The following is a 19,263-nucleotide window of genomic DNA, read 5'->3' as shown; positions in this document are numbered from 1 at the left end:
GGCCCGCCGGAAGAGGTCTTCCGGCGGTCTCCGCGGACGCCCGGAGGCACCGCGCCCCGCACGCGCCCTGACGCCCGGCGGGGCCCTTCAGGCGGTCAGTAGGCGCCGACGATGTCCACCAGGAAGACGATGGTGTCGGTGCCCTTGATTCCCGCCTGCGCGTTGCCCTGCTCGCCGTAGCCGAGGGCCGGCGGGATGCTCACCAGCACCCGGGTCCCGACCGGCAGGCCGACCAGCGTGTCGTCCCAGCCCTTGACGACCTGGCCGACGCCGATCGGGAAGGTCGCCGGCTCGCCCCGGTCCCAGCTGCTGTCGAACTGCTTGTCGGTGCCCCAGATCTTGCCGATGTAGTGGGCCATGAGCTTCTGCCCGGACTTCACGACCGGGCCGGTGCCCTTGATGACGACCTTGCTGACCAGCTCCTTGGGGGCCTTCTCGCCGGTCTTCGTCGTCAGCGTGGGGGCCTTGCCGGGCTCGGGGTTCTTCACCGTGACCCCCTTGACGCCGGGATCGACGGCCTTGCCCTCGACGGTCACCGGCGCCGGCGCCTTCGGCTCCAGCCCGACCATGTCCAGCACGAAGACCTGGGTCAGCTTGTCCTGCCCGTTCTGCTTGGCGGTCTCGAGCTGCTCCTTGCTCAGGCTGTCGGGAGCCACCACCGCGAGGTGGCGGCCGCCGGGCTTGGCCCCGACGAACACGTCCTTCAGAACGGTCGGCAGTTTCTCGCTGACCGCGATGGTCTCCGGGCTGCCCGCGTCGTAGGTGGAGCCGACGGCCGGGTTGGTCTTGCCGTCCCAGGTGAAGACCGTGTAGTTGACGACGACGCTGTCACCGACCTTGAACTCCGCGCCGGAGCCGTCCTTGACCGTCGTCTCGGAGGACTTCGTGGCGGGACTGCCCGACGGGAACACCACCGCCGGCTTCTTGCCGATGTCACCCGTCACCTTCAGGCCGCCGGCGCCGGCGGCGGCCTGGTCGGGCGCCTCGGTGCCGCACGCTGCGGCGAAAAACAGGGGCACTGCGGCCAGTACGGCCAAGCTGCGGCGGCGCATTCGGTATCCCTCAAGCAGACGTCAGGTTCGCGCCACCCTATCCGACACCGGCATACGGGCGAGGTAAGGAGAACACGGCCGCACCGCTCCCCGGCCGCCGGACCGGCCCCGATCCGGCGGCCGGCACCCGCCGTGGACCGGACCCGGTCCACGGCGGCCCGTCACATGCCCGCGATCAGCTTGTCCACCCGCTCGTCCACGCTGCGGAAGGGGTCCTTGCACAGCACGGTGCGCTGCGCCTGGTCGTTGAGCTTCAGGTGCACCCAGTCGACGGTGAAGTCGCGCCGCTTCTCCTGCGCCCTGCGGATGAACTCCCCGCGCAGCCGCGCCCGGGTCGTCTGCGGCGGCACCGACTTGGCCTCGAAGATCTTCAGGTCGGAGGCCACCCGCTCCACCGCGCCGCGCTTCTGCAGCAGGTAGAACAGGCCGCGGCGGCGGTGCACGTCGTGGTAGGCCAGGTCGAGCTGGGCGACCCTCGGGCTGGAGAGCGGCAGGTCGTACTTCCTGCGGTAGCGCTCGATCAGCTGGTACTTGGTCACCCAGTCGATCTCCCTGGCGACCAGGTCGAGGTTGCCGGTCTCCACCGCCCTGAGCGTGCGCTCCCACAGTTCCAGCACCCGGTTGCTGATCTCGTCGCCGCCGCGCCGGTCGACGAAGTCGCGGGCCTTGGCGAGGTACTCCTGCTGGATCTCCAGCGAGGACGCCTCCCGCCCGTTGGCCAGGCGCACCCGGCGGCGGCCGGTCATGTCGTGGGAGACCTCGCGGATGGCCCGGATCGGGTTCTCCAGCGACAGGTCGCGCATCACGGTGCCCGCCTCGATCATGCGCAGCACCAGGTCGGTCGCGCCGACCTTGAGCAGCATGGTCGTCTCGCTCATGTTGGAGTCGCCGACGATGACGTGCAGGCGGCGGAAACGCTCGGCGTCGGCGTGCGGCTCGTCACGCGTGTTGATGATCGGCCGGGACCTGGTGGTGGCCGAGGAGACGCCCTCCCAGATGTGCTCGGCCCGCTGGGAGACGCAGTAGACCGCTCCGCGCGGCGTCTGCAGCACCTTGCCCGCGCCGCAGACGATCTGCCGGGTGACCAGGAAGGGGATCAGCACGTCGGCCAGGCGGCCGAACTCGCCGTGCCGTCCCACCAGGTAGTTCTCGTGGCAGCCGTAGGAGTTGCCGGCGGAGTCGGTGTTGTTCTTGAACAGGTAGATGTCCCCGGCGATGCCCTCCTCGCGGAGCCGTTTCTCGGCGTCCACGAGGAGGCCCTCCAGGATGCGCTCGCCCGCCTTGTCGTGGGTGACGAGCTCCACGACGTTGTCGCACTCGGGGGTGGCGTACTCCGGATGGCTGCCCACGTCCAGGTAGAGGCGGGCGCCGTTGCGGAGGAAGACGTTGCTCGAGCGCCCCCAGGAGACGACCCGGCGGAACAGGTAGCGTGCGACCTCGTCGGGAGACAGCCTCCGTTGCCCCCGGAACGTGCAGGTGACGCCGTACTCGTTCTCAAGCCCGAAGATGCGACGGTCCATCATTCTCCTAGCGAGGGGACCACCGGGTTCACCCGGCGGAGGAATCGCTTCCCGGTTGTGATCCTTGTGTTCGAAACGGTCAGGGCCAGGCCGTCGCCCACCGCGGCGGAGGGAGGCGGGAGACTGCTTCCGCTCGGGGAACGGCAGGAGTCACCGCTTCACACTATTCGCCGGACTCTTCGGGTGGGTAGCGATCATCGGGGTTTTCGGTCGTGGATCTTATGCCCCTGCCACCGGTGGTGTAAGCGGGTTCACGAGGGAGATTTCCCTCGCCCGGCGCTCCGCCGAGGTGACCCGCGCGGGAGCGGCGCGACCGGAACCGCGTGACCCGGCAGGGGTACGGCGGGCCCGCCGTACCCCTGCCAGGCGCGTCAGGCGCCGGAGCCGGTGTCGATCTCGCCCTCGGGCCCGGTGGCCGGAGGGGAGCCCGCGGCCCCCGGGGAAGGCGTCTCCGGAGCCGCTCCGGGCGCTCCCGGGGCCGCCTCCTCCGCCGCGGGAGCCTCCTCCGGAGCGGAGGACCTGGACGCGGCCTCGGCCAGGAGCCTCTCCAGTCTCGGAGCGCCGATCCGCTGGAACTTGCGGTGCGGGCGGTTGCGGTCGAGCACCGCGACCTCCAGCTGGTTGACCGGGGGGCGCTCGCCGCCCGGCTCGGTCAGCGCGACCAGCGCCGTCTCCAGGGCCTCGGCCAGCCCCATGCCGTCGCGGTAGCGCTCCTTGAGGCGGGTCGAGACGGCCTCGGCCTGGCCGCCCATCGCGGCCAGGCCGTGCTCGTCGAAGACCGAGCCGTCGAAGGTCAGCCGGTAGATCGCGTCGCCCTCGGGGGTGTCGCCGACCTCGGCGACGACCACCTCCACCTCCATCGACTTGATCGACTCGGTGAAGATCTGCCCGAGGCTCTGCGCGTAGAGGTTGGCCAGGCCGCGCGCGGTCACGTCCGTGCGGTCGTAGGTGTAGCCGTTGATGTCGGCGTAGCGGATGCCGCCCAGCCGCAGCGCCTCGAACTCGTTGTAGCGGCCGACCGCGGCGAAGCCGATCCGGTCGTAGATCTCACTGATCTTGTGCAGGGCCCGGGAGGGGTTGGGCGCGACGAACAGGATGCCGTGCTCGTACTGGAGCACGACCACGCTGCGGCCTCGCGCGATGCCTTTGCGCGCGTAGTCGGCCTTGTCCCGCATGATCTGCTCAGGGGACGCATATCCAAAAGGCATGGACACCGGGGTGGTCTTCCTCTCGTGTTAGCGCAGCGGGGCGACGGGGCCGTCGGGGTCGGTCATCCGGGCGTCCACCGTCGTGCGCACGTAGCCGGCGACCTCGTCGTCGGGCAGGCGGCGGAAGCCGTCGGCGGTGATCACCGCGACCACCGGCCAGATCCTGCGGGTCACGTCGGGCCCGCCGGTCGCCGAGTCGTCGTCGGCCGCGTCGTAGAGCGCCTGGATGAGCGTGAGCACGGTGTCCTCGGGGGAGGCGCCCTCCCGGTAGAGCTTCTTCAGCGCGCCGCGCGCGAAGATCGAGCCGGAGCCGATCGCGTGGTGCTGGAACTGCTCGTAGGGGCCGCCCCCGACGTCGTAGCCGAAGATCCGGCCTCCGTCGATCTCGGGGTCGTAGGCCGCGAACAGCGGCACCACGACCAGTCCCTGCATCGCCATCGCGAGGTTGCCCCGGATCATCGTGGCGAGCCGGTTGGCCTTGCCGGCCACGGAGAGCGTGCGGCCCTCCATCTTCTCGTAGTGCTCCAGCTCCACCCGGTAGAGGCGGGCCATCTCGATGCCGGTGCTCGCCGCCCCGGCGATGCCCATGCAGGAGTGGTCGTCGGTGCGGAAGACCTTCTCGATGTCCCGCTGGGAGATGATGTTGCCGGAGGTCGCCCGGCGGTCACCGGCCATCACCACGCCGCCGGCGCAGGTCGCCGCGACGATCGTGGTGGCGTGTGGAATCCGGTCGCCGACCGGGGCCGCCAGAGTGTCGTTCCGGCCGGGCAGCAGCTCCGGCGCGTAGGACCCGACGAACTCGGTGAACGAGGAGTTGCCGGTGTTCGTGAAGATATGACTCACCATGCCGGCGGGCAGGTCCCTGTGCGATGCCACGCGACTCCCTCCAAAGGTGCATTCCTTTAAGGTCCGACCCTACTCACGTTGCTGTGCTGCATGCACTTCCCTCGATCAGCCCAGCGCGAACCATCTCCGTTCATGCCCCGGAATCTTTACGCATGGATACGCCCGTGTAATTGTCGAGTTGTCGTGACATTCCGCACCCTCCCTGGGGAGGCCACCGTGAGACTCCCACCCCGATCCGGGACGGCCGCGACCCTGACCGCGGCCCTGGCCGCGGCCGTCCTGGCCCTGGCCTCCTGCGGATCCGGCGCCCCGGCCGCGGACGACCCCGTCACCCTGACCATCACCGCCAACGCGATCTCCGGCGGCAAGAACTCGGCGAGCGCCGACTGGATCAAGCAGTGGGTGATCCCCCGGTTCGAGGCCGCGCAGAAGGCCGCCGGGCGCGACGTGCGGGTGCTGTTCCAGCCCAACGGCGTCGACGACGAGCAGTACAAGACCAAGGTCGCGCTGGACCTGAAGTCGAGGACCGGCGCCGACGTGATCGACCTCGACGGGATCTGGGTGGGCGAGTTCGCCCAGGCCGGGTACATCAAGCCGCTCGCCGAGGTGGGCGGGACCGGGGTGGAGGCCTGGGAGGGCTGGAGCCAGATCCCGCAGGCCGTACAGGGGTTGGGGATCTTCGACGGCAAGAAGTACGGCCTGCCGCAGGGCACCGACGGCCGGGTCCTCTACTACAACAGGCAGCTGTTCGCCAAGGCCGGCCTGCCCGACCCCTGGCAGCCGACGAGCTGGCAGGAGATCATCGACGCGGGCACGGCGCTGAGGAGGCTGCCCGGCGTCACGCCGATCCAGATCAACGCGGGCACCGCTATGGGCGAGGCGACCACGATGCAGGGCGCGCTGCCGCTGCTGGCCGGGACCGGCACCGAGATCTACTCGGGCGGCAAGTGGACCGGCGCCTCCCAGGGGCTCAAGGACGTGCTGGGGTTCTACCGGCAGGTCTACGGCGGCGGCCTGGGCGACCCCAGGCTGCAGCAGGAGGCCAAGGGCCGCGACAAGTCCTTCGCCGAGTTCGCCGAAGGGCGGATCGGCATCCTGGCCGAGGGCGACTACTTCTGGCGGGCCGTCGTCGAGCCGCAGGCGGGCGTGGCGCCGATGGCGAACCGGGACGAGGTCGTCGGCTACGCCAAGATCCCTGCCAGGGAGCCCGGCGCCGGGGTCCGCGGCCAGGACTTCGTCAGCATGTCCGGCGGGGCCGTACGGGTGCTGAACCCCTTCTCCCGGAACCCGCGGCAGGCGTGGGAGCTGCTGTCGTTCATGCACTCGGCCGAGGCGGTCAAGGCCGAGCTCGCCGGGGCGGCCCGCGTCACCTCCCGCACCGACGTCAACGCCGAGGTCCTGGCGGGCGACCCGATGCTGACGTTCATCTCCGAGGAGGTCCTGCCCGTCACCGCCTACCGCCCCGGCCTGGCCGTCTACCCGCAGGTCTCGGCCGCGCTGCAGGAGGCCACCGCGGCCGTCGTCTCCGGCACCGCGCCGGACGAGGCCGCGAACGCCTACCGGGCGAAGGTGGAGGGGATCGTCGGTGGCCCCGGCAACGTCGCCGACTGACCCGCCGCCCGCCGCGGGAGACCGTACGGCGCCGCCCGCCCCGGCGGCGGGCGGCGGAGCGGACCCGTGACGGGCCCCGCGGCGGGCACGGACGCGGCGGGGCTGGGCAGGGCGCGGGCCGTCGGGTTCGTGCTGCCCGCGCTCGTGCTCATCGGGGTGTTCCTGGTCTTCCCCGCACTGTGGACGATCTACCTGGGGATCACCGACTACCGGCTGACCGGGCTGGCCGCCGCCGACCCCCGGGTGGTGGGGGCGGAGAACTACACCACCGCCCTCGGCGACGACCGGTTCCGCACCTCGCTCTGGCTGAGCGTGCAGTACGTGCTGGGCTCGGCCGTGATCGGCCAGGCCGGGCTGGGGTTCGCGATCGCGTGGATGCTGCGCGGCCGGCGGGGACCGGTGCGGCGGCTCGTCGAAGGGCTCGTGCTGCTCTCGTGGATCCTGCCGAGCTCGGTCGTGGCGTTCCTCTGGATCGCCCTGCTGGACCGCGACGGCGGCACCCTCAACGCCCTGCTCGGCACCCCCGGCGCCGCCTGGCTGCTCGACCACCCGATGCTCTCGATCATCGTGTTCAACACCTGGCGGGGCACCGCGTTCTCGATGATGCTCTACGCCGCCGCGCTGGAGAGCGTGCCGCCGTCCCACCTGGAGACCGCCAGGCTGGCCGGGGCCTCGACCCTCCAGCAGCTGCGCGACGTGGTCCTGCCCCGGATCAAGGGCCACATCCTGACCAACATGCTGCTGATCAGCCTGTGGACCTTCAACGACTTCACCCCGTTCCTCATCACCGCGGGCGGCCCGGAGGGGCGCTCGGAGATCCTGCCGTTCTACGTCTACACGACCGCGCTGCGCGGCGGGCAGCTCGGCTTCGGCGCCGCCGTCTCCTTCCTCATCCTCCTGATCAACCTCGTGTTCGCCCTGGCGTACCTGCGCCTGCTCCGCAACCGGAACCGCGACCACGACCACGACCACGACCGCGACCGCGACCGCGACCACGAAGACGCCGCGCTCCCCGGCCCCGGACCCGCCGCCGTTCCCGGACCCGCCGCCGTTCCCGGGCCCCCGCCCGCTCCGGGCTCCGGGCGCGCTCCCGCCTCCCGGGAGGCCGCCGGGTGAACGCCGTCCGCCACGCCCTCGGCCGGATCGCCGCGGCCGCGTTCCTCGCCCTCGCCGCCGCCTTCTTCGCCCTGCCGATGCTCTGGCTGGCCTCCGCCCCCTTCGACGCCAGCCCCTCCATCACCGTCTCCGTCCCGGAGTTCACCCTCGCCAACTTCCGCGCCATCCTCGACAACCCCTACGCGCTCGGCTCCATCGGCAACTCCGTCATCCAGGCCGGCGGCGCCGCGGCCATCGTGGTCGTCCTGGCCTCGCTGGCCGCCTACGCCCTGTCCCGCGTCCGGGTGCCCGGCCGCGACGCCCTGCTGTACGTGCTGCTCCTGCTCTCCTCCGTCGTCACCGGAACCGCCGCGATGGTGCCGATCTTCGAGCTGGCCACCCGGCTCGGCCTGGTCGACACCCACCTCGGCGTGGTCCTCGTCGTCTCCGGCGGCCTGCTCCCCGCGGCGATCTTCATCCTGAAGGACTTCATGGACGCCACCCCCACCTCCTACGAGGAGTCCGCCCGGGTGTTCGGCGCCTCACCGCTGCAGATCCTGCGGCACATCGTGGTCCCGGTGGTGCGGCCCGGCCTGGCCACCATCGCGGTCTGGGCGGTGGCCAGCGTCTGGGGCGGCTTCCTGATGCAGTACATCCTCCTGCGCGACCCGGCCAAGTCCCCCAGCGCGGTGATCCTCTACACCCTCTACACCGAGGGCGGCCAGCCCAACCTGGACCTCATCTCCACGTTCTCGCTGCTCTACTCGCTGCCGGTGGTGGCGATGTACCTGTTCGTCAGCGGCCGGTACGGCTTCCGCCTCCACGGAGGGCTCAAACAGTGACGATCTCCCTGCGCGGCCTGACCAAGGTGTTCCCCGGCGGGGTCCGGGCGCTGGACTCCCTCGACCTGGAGATCGGCGAGGGCGAGTTCTTCGCCCTGCTGGGGCCCTCCGGCTGCGGCAAGACCACGCTCCTGCGCAGCATCGCCGGGCTGGAGACGCCCACCTCCGGGGCGGTCGCCATCGGCGGGGCCGACGTGACCGCGCTGCCGCCGGGCCGCCGCGACGTCGCCATGGTCTTCCAGGACTACGCCCTCTTCCCGCACATGGACGTCACCGCCAACATCGCCTACCCGCTGCGCATCAAGAAGGTCCCGCGCGCCCGCCGCGAGGCCGCCGCCGCCGAGGTCGCGGGGCGGCTCAGCCTGGCGGAGCTGCTCGGCCGCCGCCCCGGGCAGCTCTCCGGCGGCCAGCAGCAGCGCGTCGCGCTGGCCCGCGCCATCGCCTGCCGCCCGAAGGTGTTCCTCTTCGACGAGCCGCTGTCCAACCTCGACGCCCGCCTGCGCCTGGAGGCCCGCACCTTCCTCAAGCGGCTGCAGGACGAGCTCGGCGTCACGACCGTCTTCGTCACCCACGACCAGGGCGAGGCCCTCGCCCTGGCCCACCGGATCGCCGTCATGGACGCCGGGAGGATCACGCAGGTGGGCGCCCCCTCCGAGATCTTCCACCGGCCCGCCACCCCCTTCGTCGCCTCGTTCATCGGCTCCACCCCGATGAACCTGCTGCCCGGCAGGGTCGTCGTCGGGGCCTCCGGTCCCGCCCTCCACGTCGCGGGGGCCGTACTGCCCGCCCCGCCCGGCCTGCCGGACGGCGAGGAGGTCGTGTACGGCATCCGCCCCGAGTACACCGACCTGTCGGCCGCCCCGCGCGAGGACGCCTTCCCCGGCACCGTCGCCGTCCTGGAGAACCTCGGCACCTCGACCCTCGTCACCCTGGAGAGCGCCCGGGAGGGCGGGGACGGGCTCGTCCAGGTCGTCGTCCCCGAGGGACAGGAACCCCCGGTCGGCGGCGCGGCCTGGGCCGTGCCCCGGCCGGAGCGCGCGCTGGTCTACCGCGGCGACCGGCTGGTCGGCCCCCGGGGCGGGCCGGCATGAGGGGACCGGCGGGAGGACGCGTGAGGACGCGTGGCGGGGGACCGTCCGGCACGGGGGCGCCGGCATGAGAGCGCTGCGCCGGACCGGCCGCTGGACCCTCGCCGACCGCGTCGACCGCCCGGTCCGCGGCGTCCCGTTCGAGCTGCCCGCCGACGCGCGCGCCTTCACCGTCCGCCTCGCCTACGACCGCGCGGCGGGCGTGCTCGACCTCGGCTGCCTCGGGCCGCAGGGCTTCCGCGGCTGGTCCGGAGGGGCCCGCTCCGAGTACACGATCGCCCCGTCCTGGGCCACCCCCGGCTACCTGTCCGGCGAGCCCGAACCCGGGACCTGGCACGTCCTGATCGGCCTGCACCGCGTCCCGCCGGACGGCCTGCCGTACCGGCTCCGGATCATCCCCCACCTGTCCCCGCCCGCCGTCCCGCCGCCGCTCCGGCGCGGGCTGCGGCCCCCTCCCCCGCCCCGCGCGCCCGCCGCGGCCCGGCGCGGGCTGCCCGGCCTCGGCGGCCTGCGCTGGCTCGCCGGGGACCTGCACGCCCACACCGTGCACTCCGACGGCTCCCTCACCGTCGCCGAGCTGGCCTGCCTGGCCGCCGACCGGGGCCTGGACTTCCTGGCCGTCACCGACCACAACACCGTCAGCCACCACGCCGAGCTGCCCGCCGCCGCGGCCTACGCGGCCATCACCCTCCTGCCGGGGCAGGAGATCACCACCGACCCCGGTCACGCCAACGCCTTCGGCGACCTCGGCTGGATCGACTTCCGCGAGCCGCCCGGCGCGTGGGCGGCCGCCGTACGGGAAAGAGGCGGAGTGATGTCGATCAACCACCCCGTCGCCGCGGACTGCGCCTGGCGCCACCCCATGGCCGAACGGCCCCCGGTCGTCGAGGCCTGGCACCGGAGCTGGCTCGACCGCACCTGGGGCGCGCCGGCGGCCTGGACCCAGGCATGGACGGAACACCCCGTGCTGATCGGCGGCAGCGACTACCACCGGCCAGAGGAGGGGCACCCGCCGGGCGAGCCGACCACCTGGATCCTCGGCGGCGCCTCGCCCGGCGGGCTCCTCGAAGGGCTCCGCGCCGGCGCCACCGCCGTCTCCGCGGCCCCGGACGGGCCGCTCCTGCTCCGCCACGGCGGCGACTTCCTCGTCCTGGACGCCGACGGCCTCGTCCTGCGCGGCCCCGGCACCCACCGGGTGATCGTCGGCGACCGGGTCGTGCTTCCCGCCCGGCCGGGCCCCCACCAGCTGGAGACCTTCCGCAACGAGGTGATGGCCCTGTGCACGTGACCCCCGCCGGAACCGCGAGCCCGGTGACCACCGCGATCGTCGGGCTGGGCGTGGCCGCGCAGGTGATGTACCTGCCGCTGCTGGCCAGGCGGCCCGAGCTGTTCCGCGTCACCGCCGTCTGCGACCTCGACCCCGCCCAGGCCGGGCGCATCGCCCGGTACACCGGCGCGCTGCCCTTCTCCGACCCCCAGGTCATGCTCGGCCACGGCGGCTTCGACGCGCTCATCGTGCTCACCGCCGGGTCCCACGGCCCGCTCGTCGCCGCCGCGCTGGAGGCCGGGCACGCCGTCCTGTGCGAGAAGCCCCTCGCCTACAGCCGCGCCGAGGCCGCCGCGCTGAAGAACGAGGCGCGGCTGATGGTCGGCTACATGAAGCAGTACGACCCGGCCGTCCGGCGCGCCGTCGCCCTCCTCGACGGGCGCGCCGTCCGCCACCTCGACGTCACCGTGCTGCACCCCACCGGCGAGGCCCAGCTCGCCTTCGCCCGCGTCCACCCCTCCCGGCCCTCCCCCGAGGCCCTGGAGCCGTGGCTGCGCGCCGACTCCGGGGCGCTCGACGCCGCCCTCGGGCCCGCCGCCCCCGAGCGGTGGCGCTCCCTCTACGCGAACGTCGTCCTCGGCAGCCTCTGCCACGACCTGGCCCTCATGCGGAGCTTCAGCGGCCCGCCCGCCACCGTCGAGCACGCCGCCGTCTGGGACGGCCCCTCCGTCGAGGTCTCCGGCGCGCTCGACCGGGGCCGGTACGGCCTGCGCTGGCACTACCTGCCCGGCCACCCCGCCTACCGGGAGACCGTCACCGTCCACCACGAGGACGGCTCACTCGAACTCGTCTTCCCCTCCCCCTACCTGATGAACGCCCCCACCCTCCTGACCGCCACCTCCCCGTCCGGGACGACCGAGGTCAGGGCCGTCCACCGCGACGTGACCGAGGCCTTCGAGCTGCAGCTGGAGGCCTTCCACGCCCTGGTGACCGAGGGGACGCCGCCGCTCACCGGACGCGACGGCGCCCTCGCCGATATCGTGACCGCGCAGCGGATCGTCGCAGCGGCCGCCGGAGACGCCATCGGAGGAGAGGCACGTGACTCCTGACCCTGTCGCCGACACCGTGGGCCCCGACACCGTGGGCCCCGACATCGTCGTCGTCCCGCACACCCACTGGGACCGCGAGTGGTACCTGCCGTTCCAGCGCTTCCGCCTCGGCCTGGTCCGCATGCTCGACGAGGTCCTCGACACCATGGCCGCCGACCCCGGCTACCGCTTCACCATGGACGGCCAGCTCGCCGCCCTGGAGGACTACCTGGAGATCCGGCCCGAGCGGCTCCCCCGGGTCCGCGCCCTCGTCGCCGAGGGCCGCCTCGCCGCAGGGCCGTGGCTCATCCTCGCCGACCAGTTCCTGTGCGCCGGGGAGACCCTCATCCGCAACCTGGAGTACGGCATGCGCGGCGCCGGGGCCCTCGGCGGCGCGATGCGCGTCGGCTACCTGCCCGACCAGTTCGGCCACTGCGCCCAGATGCCGCAGATCCTCCGCCAGGCCGGGCTCGAGCACGCCTGCCTCTGGCGCGGCGTGCCCGCCCGTGTCGACCGTGACGCCTTCGCCTGGACCGGGGCCGACGGCACCGCCGTCCGCACCCAGTACCTTCCCGGCGGGTACGGCAACGCCGTCGCCCTGTTCAGCGGCCCCGCCGAGGCCCTGCCCGACCGGCTGGCCGCCTTCGCCGGGAAACTGCGCCCCTGGCACCCCGAAGGCCCGCTGCTGGCCATGTACGGCGCCGACCACAGCGCCCCGGCCGCGGACATCACCGCCGCCGGGCTCCGCCTGGCCACCCTCGGCGAGTACGTCACCGCGCACGATCCGTCCACCGACGGCCTGCCCGCCGTCACCGGCGAACTGCGCTCCCACGCCCGCGCCAACATCCTGCCCGGCGTCATCTCCGCCCGCATCCCCGCCAAACGCGCCATGGCCCACGCCGAACGCGTGGTCACCCGCTACGCCGAACCCCTCGCCGCGCTCTGGATGCCCGGCGACACCGCCGCCGCCAAGCTCCTCGACATGGCCTGGCGCCGCCTCATCACCTGCAGCGGCCACGACTCCATCACCGGCTGCGGCGCCGACGAGACCGCCCAGCAGGTCGCCGCCCGCATCGCCGAGGCCGGGCAGATCGGCCAGGCCGTCGTCGACATGGTCAGCGCCTCCCTCGCCGACGGGGCCGCCCGCGACGTCCTCGTCGTGGTCAACCCCTCGCCGTTCACCCGGACCGCGCTGGTCCTCGCCGACCTTCCCGAGAGCCGGGCCCGGCTGCTCGGCCCGGGCGGCGAGCCGGTCCCGCTGCAGCGCCTCGAACTGGCCCCCACCCTGCTCGACGAGACCGTCATGGACGACCTCACCCGGCTCCTCGGCCGGATCCACGAGCGCGAGCTCTTCGGCCAGGAGATCGTCTCCTGGGGCGTCTCCGGAGACGCCCCGGACGTCCCGGAAGGCGCCCCGGCCGGGTCCGGGAACGTCTTCACCCTCGTGGTGGGCCGCCACGCCACCACCGGCTACGACTACGCCGACCTGCGCCGCACCGTCCTGGAGGCCGCCGCCCGCCCCGGCCCGTGGCGCGTCCGGACCCTCGCCGAGCCCGTCGTCACCGTCGCCGCCCACGTCACCGTCCCCCCGCTCGGCCGCGCCGTCCTCACCTCCGCGCCTCCGCCCGCCACCGCCACCGGCACCGGCACCGGCACCGCAGCCTCCTGCTCCGCTCCCTCCTCCGCCCTGTCCCGCCCCGCCGACGGCACCCTCGACAACGGCCTGCTCCGCGTCACCGTCGCCCCCGACGGCACGCTCTCCCTCTTCTCCGCGGGCGCCGAGGTCCACGGCGTCGGCCGCATCGCCGACGGCGGCGACGCCGGTGACACCTACAACCACGCGCCGCCCCGCCACGACGTCCTCGCCGACGCGCCCTCCTCCGTGGAGGTCGAGAGCGTCCACGCCGGTCCCCTCGTCTCGGTGCTGGAGATCCGCCGCACCTACGACTGGCCCGCCGAGTCCTCCGCGGACGGCCGCGCCGCCACTACCGAGGCCGTCACCGTCACCACCCGCGCCGAGCTCCGCGCGGGCGAGCCGTACCTGCGGCTGGAGACCTCCTTCGACAACCGCACCCGCGACCACCGCGTCCGCTGGCACGCGCCGCTGCCCCGGCCCGCCGCCGAGTCCTTCGCCGAGGGGCAGCTGGCGGTCGTACGGCGCGGCCTGACCGGCGAGGGCGGCTGCGGCGAGGAGCCCCTGCCGACCTTCCCCGCCGAGGGATTCGTCTCCGCCGGAGGCCTGGCCGTCCTGCTCGACCAGGTCACCGAGTACGAGCTGACCGGCGGGGAGCTCGCCCTCACCCTGCTCCGCTCCGTCGGTCACCTGTCGAAGAACCGCAACGCCTACCGCGACGAACCCGCGGGGCCCCAGCTCCCCACGCCGGACGCCCAGTGCCCCGGTCCCACCGCCATGCGCTTCGCCGTGCTCCCGCACGCGGGGACCTGGGACGAGGCCGGCCTGCCGCGCCTGGCCGAGGAGTACCGCCACGAACTGCTCGCCGTCCCCGGCTCCGGCCGCGGCCCCGCGGGCCCCGGCTCCGCCCCCGGAGAGCCCGGGGGCACACCTCGCACCGGAGCTCCCCCCGCCACCCTCGGCGAGGACGCCTCCCTCGAAGTCACAGGCACCGGCGTGGTCCTCACCGCCCTGCGCGAACGCGACGGCACCCTCGAACTCCGCCTGGTCGCCGAGCACCCGGCCGCCACCGAGGCCGTCGTCCGCGGCCCCTTCACCGCCGCCCGCCGCGCCGACATCCTCGGCGCGGCGGGCGAGCCGCTGGAGATCACCGGCGGCGCCGTACGGCTACCGCTGCGTCCCTTCGAGATCGCGACCGTCCACCTGACCCCGGTCCGCTGACAGACCGGCCGGCATCCGATCGGCCCCGGCGGGGGTGACGCCGGGGCGGGTTTCCGGGGGACGGCTGCGCTCGCCGCCGGAGTTCTTCACTTCGACGGTCCGCACGGCCGAGGCGCGAGACGGCCTGCAGTGATTTTCCGGCCCGTCCCCGGTGGCGCGATTCTTGCCGGACTCGTCAAGCGGTCCGGTTTCCTGACGCTCGGGACACGATTCCGTCCCGTCCGGAATCCGGGCCTCCGGCCGATGAGGACCGGCCGCTTCGCCGGTCTCCGCCCGCCCTCTCGGAAAGGCGCGACGCTCCGCTCGCGGAGGCGCGGTTTCCGGCGCAATGCCGGCCCGCCGGCCGGCTCCACCCTCCCACCCGTGTCCTCTTTGCCCTACTCTCCGCCTTTTTGGACGTAAGAGCGCACAAATTCCTCTGCGTTCTCTTCGAGGACTTCGTCGATTTCATCGAGAATCGCATCCACGTCGTCCGAGAGCTTCTCGTGACGCTCCTGGACGTCGGTGGTCTCCTCGACCGCCGCCTCGTCGACCTCGCGGTCGCTCCGGCCGGTCTGCTTCTGCCCGCCGGTGTCCTTGCTCGCCATCTCGGCACCTCCGCCTGGGGGACGTCTGTAGTTCATATCTTCCCCGAACCGGCAGACATTTCGCGCGGATCACTCCACGATCTTCGGCGGCCGCCCGGGGTTCCTGCCGCCAGACAACCTCCCCCGGGACCTCGGAGGCAAATCCCGCCACTTGACTGGATAGTTTCACTATCCAATAATTGGCTAGCATAACTATCCAACGGGAGGGCCTCCCATGTCGCCGTCGTCCCTGAGCACCGCCGGCGTGCTCCTGATCACCGTGCCGGCCGTCGCCTTCGGCGGGGTGTCGCTGCTCGCGCACATCCTGCGCGACCTCCCCGGCTACCTGGACAACCCCGTCCGCAGGAGTCTGTGGCGGGCCGGGCACGCGCATGCGGGCGTGCTGGTGCTCTTCGCGCTGGTCGCGCTGCTCTACCTCGACCAGACCGACCTGTCCGAGGGGATGAAGGGTCTCACCCGGGTTCTGATCACGGCGGCGCCGATCGCGATGCCGCTCGGCTTCTTCCTGTCCGTGGTGCGCCCCTCCGACACCAGGCCGAGCAAACTGATCTGGCTGGTCCCCGCGGGCGGCGCGTCCCTGGCGGCGGGAACGCTGCTGCTCGGGATCGGTCTCGTCTGACTTCCTTTACGACGTAGATTCACTCCTGCCGGCCGGATATGCCGATCCAGGATCGTTCCAAGTAGGACTTAGGCCCCGATTGCTGAGATCATGCCCTGGTGAGCACCATCATCGACAGCCGCTACCAGCTCATCGCCCCGGTGGGAAAGGGCGCCACAGGCGTCGTGTGGCGCGCCTACGACCTGCTGCTGGAGCGCGACGTGGCGCTCAAGGAGATCGCGCTCCCTCCGGGTTCGGGCATGCGCGAGCGGCGGCGGAAGGTGGTCAGGGAGGCCCGGATGGCGGCCCGGCTGAGCCACCGGGGCATCGTGACGGTGCACAACCTGGTCGAGGAGGCCGAGCGGCTCTGGATCGTGATGGAGTTCCTGGAGGCGCTGACGCTGCACGACACGCTCGTGCAGGCGGGCCCGCTCCCGGCCGAGCTGGTGGCCAAGCTGGGGCGGCGCCTGCTGGAGGCGCTGCGGCACGCGCACGACGGCGGGGTGGTCCACCGGGACATCAAGCCGGCCAACATCATGCTGACCGGCGACCGGGTGGTGCTGGCCGACTTCGGCTTCGCGGCGTTCGAGGGCGCGGCGACGACCTCCATGCGGGGCACCCCGGCGTTCATCGCCCCGGAGACCCTCCAGGGCCGGGGAGGGACGCGCGAGGCGGACATGTGGTCGTTCGGGGCGACGCTGTACATGGCGGTGGAGGGCAGGACCCCGTTCCGCACGGTGAACTCGATGGCCGCGCTGATAGAGGCGCTGCAGGAGCCGCCGCGGGAGCCGCGCCGGGCGGGGGCGCTGGAGCCCGTGCTGCGGGGACTGCTGCGCAAGGACCCGGCGGCCCGGCTGAGTTCGGAGCAGACATATGCGATGCTCGTGAACCTGCGGCGGCATAGCGCCGCGTAATGCGTTTTCCGGACCGCTCTTCCGACCACCCGGCCGGGACGGGAAAGTGAAATAATGCTCTGCCCGCGCATGCGACTGAATTGTTATGGATAATGCACGGCGCCCTCGCGCCGTGCACCGTTCCAGATGAAAATATGAATCGATCGTGAGGCCCGGTTTCCGGGTGTGTCAGGTGGTTCATGGGGACGGGGATGGAGAATCCACAACTGCTCGGGGGGCGTTATCGGCTGCTTTCTCCTGAGGGCAGGGACGGCGTGGGCATCATGTGGCGCGCACATGATCTGCGGCTCCGCCGGAACGTATCGATCAAGGAGATCCAGCCGCCGTTCCGCGCGGAGGGCGCGGATCTGAAGGACGCACGGCGCCGCGCGCTGCGGGAGGCCCGTTCCGCGGGGCGGCTCAGCCATCCGGCGGTGATCTCGGTGCACGATCTGCTGGAGGAGCGGGGGCGGCTCTGGATCGTGATGGAGTCGCTGGAGGCGCTCACCCTCGAGGAGACGGTCGGGCATCTGGGCCACCTGCCGATCCACTGGACGGCGTGGATCGGATTCCAGCTGCTGGCGGGGTTGCGGCACGCGCACGGCGCGGGGGTCCTGCACCGGGACATCAACCCCGGCAACATCCTGCTGACCGGTGACCGGGTGGTGCTGTCGGACTTCGGCATCGCGGCGCTGAACGGGGATCCGAGCGCGTCGACGACGGTGCCGATCAGCGCCGCCCCGTCCTACGTCGCCCCGGAGCGCCTGCGGGGCAAGCGGGCGACCCCGGCGGCGGATCTGTGGTCGTTCGGGGCGAGCCTGTACTTCGCGGTGGAGGGCCGTCCCCCCTACGAGGGGCCGGACGCGCTGGCGGTGCTGGGCAGGGCGATGGCCGGGGATCCGGCTCCGCCGACGAAGGCGGGCCCGCTCCGCAGGGTCCTGAAAGGGCTGCTCCGGCGCGATCCGGCGGATCGCGTCACCGCCGACCACGCCTCGCGCATGTTGTCGGAGATCCTCCGGCTGGAAGGGGTGGCGGTCGCGCCGCCCCGGCTCCCGGCGACCCGGCTCCCGCCGGGCACCTTCATCGTGTAGGACCGGAGAACCCCTCAGGAGCGGCTCCCGCGCGCCGATGGACACATCCGAGGAAGAAACGACGGCGCCGGTGTGGGGAGCTGCGGCATGAGAGTCAGGCAGTGGCGGCACGTCGCGGTGCCCCGCGGCGTCCTGGTCCGCACCCTGGCGGATCCGCTGTCGTCCGTGCTCGCCGTGCTCACGGTGTTCTCCGCGGTGTGGTTCGCCCTCAACTTCGCGCGCCCCCTGGCGTCTCCCGTGGTGGCGTGGGTGCCGGTGCCGCTCTCCTTCGCCCTCGCCACGCTGATGTCCGCACGTGTCGCCCGGACCACCGCCCTGGCGGCGTCCGCGCGGTCGTTCTGGCGGCGTCTCAGCGTCGGCCTGGGTCTCATCACGGTGGCGCTGGCCTGCAACGCGCACGACGCGCTGACCGGGCCCGGCGCGCAGACCCAGCACGTGGGGCCGCTGACCATCGGGCTGTACCTCTGCGGCGTCCTGGTCGCGCTCTGGGCGCTGATGCGCCTGCCCGGGGCTCCGCGCTCGCGCAGGGCCCAGCTGACCCTGGGGCTCGACGCGGGCGTCGTCATGCTGGCCGCGGGGCTGTTCGCGGGCTATTTCGCGGTGAGCAGCTCACCGGATCTGTCCGCTCTCACGGGTTCGGTCTGGTGGGCTCTGACGGTCATCACGCTGGGTTTCGTCACCCTTCTCGCCGCGATCAAGCTGGCGCTGGCGGGAAGCGACTCGCTGGATCGCGGTGCTCTCTCGGTGCTGGGCCTGGGGGGTCTCGTCGGCGCGCTGGGCGGTGCGCTCATGCCCCTGGTCCAGTCCAAGCCCTACCTCCACGTCGGCCATGTCAGTGTCCCGATCGCCGCGTTCCTCGTCGCCGTCTCGGCCGGGATGCAGCGGCGGGCCGCGACCCGGCCCGCTCCGCGCCTCCGGCGGCGGCGGCCGTTCAGCCTGCTGCCGTACACCGCGATCGCGGCGACGGACGTCCTGCTGCTGGTCTCGACCTGGGCGGCGGGCCCGGAGATCCGCGTGATCGTGGTCGGCGCGATCACTCTCACCGGGCTGGTGGCGGTGCGCCAGATCGCGGCCTTCTACGACAACGCGAACCTGCTGGCCCGGCTGGACACGAGCATCCTGGAACTGAGCAGGCACGAACAGCGGTTCCGTTCGCTCGTGCAGAACTCCTCCGACGTCATCACGATCACCGACGCCGACGGCAGGTACGTCTACATCAGTCCGAGCGTCGAGAGCATCCTCCGCATACCGCCCGGCCGCTGGATCGGCCGGCACGTGAGCGCGTTCGTCCACCCCGACGACATGGGGACCGTGCGGGAGATGGGCGAGCTGGTCAGGCAGGCGCCCGGCAGCACCGCGACCTACCAGGCCCGCATGCGCCACGCCGACGGGAGCTGGCGCTGGGCGGAGATCGTCGCCACCAACCGGATGGACGATCCCAGCGTGCGCGGCATCGTGAGCAACACGCGTGACATCACCGAGACCCGGCGCTTCCAGGACCAGCTGGCCCATGAGGCGACGCACGACGCGCTGACCCGGCTGGCCAACCGGGCCCTGTTCACCGAACGGGCCGAGGGCGCCCTGACCGAGACCGCCGGCCGCGGGGTCGCCCTCGCCCTGATC

General features: G+C 72.6%; 16 protein-coding genes. 11 read left to right on the top strand and 5 right to left on the bottom strand.

Annotated elements, in window-relative coordinates; translation table 11 throughout:
* Positions 1–95 precede the first annotated feature (95 nt).
* The 4 genes from FHS22_RS34280 to prcB form a co-directional block, all read right to left on the bottom strand.
* Positions 96–1,052, bottom strand: a complete 957-nt coding sequence (locus tag FHS22_RS34280) for an FKBP-type peptidyl-prolyl cis-trans isomerase (RefSeq protein WP_184948356.1) — start codon at positions 1,050–1,052, stop codon at positions 96–98.
* 161 nt (positions 1,053–1,213) lie between these two features.
* Positions 1,214–2,572: a Pup--protein ligase gene (gene pafA, locus FHS22_RS34275; protein ID WP_184948355.1), complete on the bottom strand. Its 1,359-nt coding sequence runs from the start codon at positions 2,570–2,572 to the stop codon at positions 1,214–1,216.
* A 371-nt stretch (positions 2,573–2,943) separates the two neighbouring features.
* Positions 2,944–3,780: a proteasome subunit alpha gene (gene prcA, locus FHS22_RS34270; RefSeq protein WP_221474482.1), complete on the bottom strand. Its 837-nt coding sequence runs from the start codon at positions 3,778–3,780 to the stop codon at positions 2,944–2,946.
* A 27-nt stretch (positions 3,781–3,807) separates the two neighbouring features.
* Positions 3,808–4,656, bottom strand: coding sequence for a proteasome subunit beta (gene prcB, locus FHS22_RS34265; protein ID WP_338048080.1), 849 nt, complete (start codon positions 4,654–4,656; stop codon positions 3,808–3,810).
* A gap of 186 nt (positions 4,657–4,842) precedes the next feature.
* Here prcB and FHS22_RS34260 point away from each other — a divergent pair, with 186 nt between their 5' ends.
* The 7 genes from FHS22_RS34260 to FHS22_RS39465 all read left to right on the top strand — a co-directional run bounded on the left by FHS22_RS34260 (position 4,843) and on the right by FHS22_RS39465 (position 14,471).
* Positions 4,843–6,237: an extracellular solute-binding protein gene (locus FHS22_RS34260; protein ID WP_338048079.1), complete on the top strand. Its 1,395-nt coding sequence runs from the start codon at positions 4,843–4,845 to the stop codon at positions 6,235–6,237.
* Positions 6,238–6,303: 66 nt separating this feature from the next.
* Complete coding sequence (locus FHS22_RS34255; RefSeq protein WP_184948353.1) at positions 6,304–7,353, top strand: carbohydrate ABC transporter permease; 1,050 nt, start codon at positions 6,304–6,306, stop codon at positions 7,351–7,353.
* Positions 7,350–8,174 (top strand): carbohydrate ABC transporter permease, encoded by an 825-nt coding sequence (locus FHS22_RS34250; RefSeq protein WP_338048078.1) that lies wholly within the window; start codon positions 7,350–7,352, stop codon positions 8,172–8,174. Before FHS22_RS34255 ends, FHS22_RS34250 begins: the two co-directional genes overlap by 4 nt.
* Positions 8,171–9,265 (top strand): ABC transporter ATP-binding protein, encoded by a 1,095-nt coding sequence (locus FHS22_RS34245; RefSeq protein ID WP_184948352.1) that lies wholly within the window; start codon positions 8,171–8,173, stop codon positions 9,263–9,265. Before FHS22_RS34250 ends, FHS22_RS34245 begins: the two co-directional genes overlap by 4 nt.
* Before the next feature lie 64 nt (positions 9,266–9,329).
* Complete coding sequence (locus tag FHS22_RS34240; RefSeq protein ID WP_184948351.1) at positions 9,330–10,550, top strand: CehA/McbA family metallohydrolase; 1,221 nt, start codon at positions 9,330–9,332, stop codon at positions 10,548–10,550.
* A complete protein-coding gene (locus tag FHS22_RS34235) occupies positions 10,541–11,638 on the top strand; it encodes a Gfo/Idh/MocA family protein (RefSeq protein WP_338048077.1) in 1,098 nt (365 codons plus the stop codon). The genes FHS22_RS34240 and FHS22_RS34235 overlap by 10 nt, the downstream gene beginning before the upstream one ends.
* Entirely contained in the window at positions 11,628–14,471 is a 2,844-nt protein-coding gene (locus tag FHS22_RS39465; RefSeq protein WP_338048076.1) for a glycoside hydrolase family 38 N-terminal domain-containing protein, read from the top strand. Before FHS22_RS34235 ends, FHS22_RS39465 begins: the two co-directional genes overlap by 11 nt.
* Before the next feature lie 377 nt (positions 14,472–14,848).
* On the opposite strand, the gene FHS22_RS34225 is transcribed toward FHS22_RS39465, so the two are convergent.
* Entirely contained in the window at positions 14,849–15,058 is a 210-nt protein-coding gene (locus tag FHS22_RS34225) for a ubiquitin-like protein Pup (RefSeq protein WP_184948350.1), read from the bottom strand.
* Between the two features lie 214 nt (positions 15,059–15,272).
* On the opposite strand from FHS22_RS34225, the gene FHS22_RS34220 reads away from it, so the two are divergent.
* From FHS22_RS34220 to FHS22_RS34205, 4 genes are all read left to right on the top strand, one after another.
* Positions 15,273–15,677, top strand: a complete 405-nt coding sequence (locus tag FHS22_RS34220) for a hypothetical protein (RefSeq protein ID WP_184948349.1) — start codon at positions 15,273–15,275, stop codon at positions 15,675–15,677.
* A gap of 98 nt (positions 15,678–15,775) precedes the next feature.
* Positions 15,776–16,570 carry a serine/threonine-protein kinase gene (locus FHS22_RS34215; RefSeq protein ID WP_184948348.1) on the top strand — a complete coding sequence of 265 codons (795 nt, stop codon included), beginning with the start codon at positions 15,776–15,778 and terminating at the stop codon, positions 16,568–16,570.
* A 263-nt stretch (positions 16,571–16,833) separates the two neighbouring features.
* The gene (locus FHS22_RS34210) at positions 16,834–17,640 is read left to right on the top strand and encodes a serine/threonine-protein kinase (protein WP_260408573.1); all 807 of its coding nucleotides are present in this window, start codon (positions 16,834–16,836) and stop codon (positions 17,638–17,640) included.
* An 87-nt stretch (positions 17,641–17,727) separates the two neighbouring features.
* Positions 17,728–19,263: PAS domain-containing protein (locus FHS22_RS34205; protein ID WP_184948346.1), on the top strand; the 1,536-nt coding region annotated here is incomplete at its 3' end.

This window comes from Thiemannella venezuelensis, assembly GCF_014203605.1.
In the GTDB taxonomy this organism is placed as follows: domain Bacteria; phylum Actinomycetota; class Actinomycetes; order Streptosporangiales; family Streptosporangiaceae; genus Planomonospora_A; species Planomonospora_A venezuelensis.
This window is presented reverse-complemented; position numbering and strand designations above follow the sequence as displayed.

What these genes read in the sequence shown, in the direction of transcription:
- FHS22_RS34280 (WP_184948356.1), bottom strand. Translation starts at nt 1,052, where the DNA reads ATGCGCCGCCGCAGCTTGGCCGTACTGGCCGCAGTGCCCCTGTTTTTC.
- pafA (WP_184948355.1), bottom strand. Translation starts at nt 2,572, where the DNA reads ATGGACCGTCGCATCTTCGGGCTTGAGAACGAGTACGGCGTCACCTGC.
- prcA (WP_221474482.1), bottom strand. Translation starts at nt 3,780, where the DNA reads ATGCCTTTTGGATATGCGTCCCCTGAGCAGATCATGCGGGACAAGGCC.
- FHS22_RS34240 (WP_184948351.1), top strand. Translation starts at nt 9,330, where the DNA reads ATGAGAGCGCTGCGCCGGACCGGCCGCTGGACCCTCGCCGACCGCGTC.
- FHS22_RS34225 (WP_184948350.1), bottom strand. Translation starts at nt 15,058, where the DNA reads ATGGCGAGCAAGGACACCGGCGGGCAGAAGCAGACCGGCCGGAGCGAC.
- FHS22_RS34220 (WP_184948349.1), top strand. Translation starts at nt 15,273, where the DNA reads ATGTCGCCGTCGTCCCTGAGCACCGCCGGCGTGCTCCTGATCACCGTG.
- FHS22_RS34210 (WP_260408573.1), top strand. Translation starts at nt 16,834, where the DNA reads ATGTGGCGCGCACATGATCTGCGGCTCCGCCGGAACGTATCGATCAAG.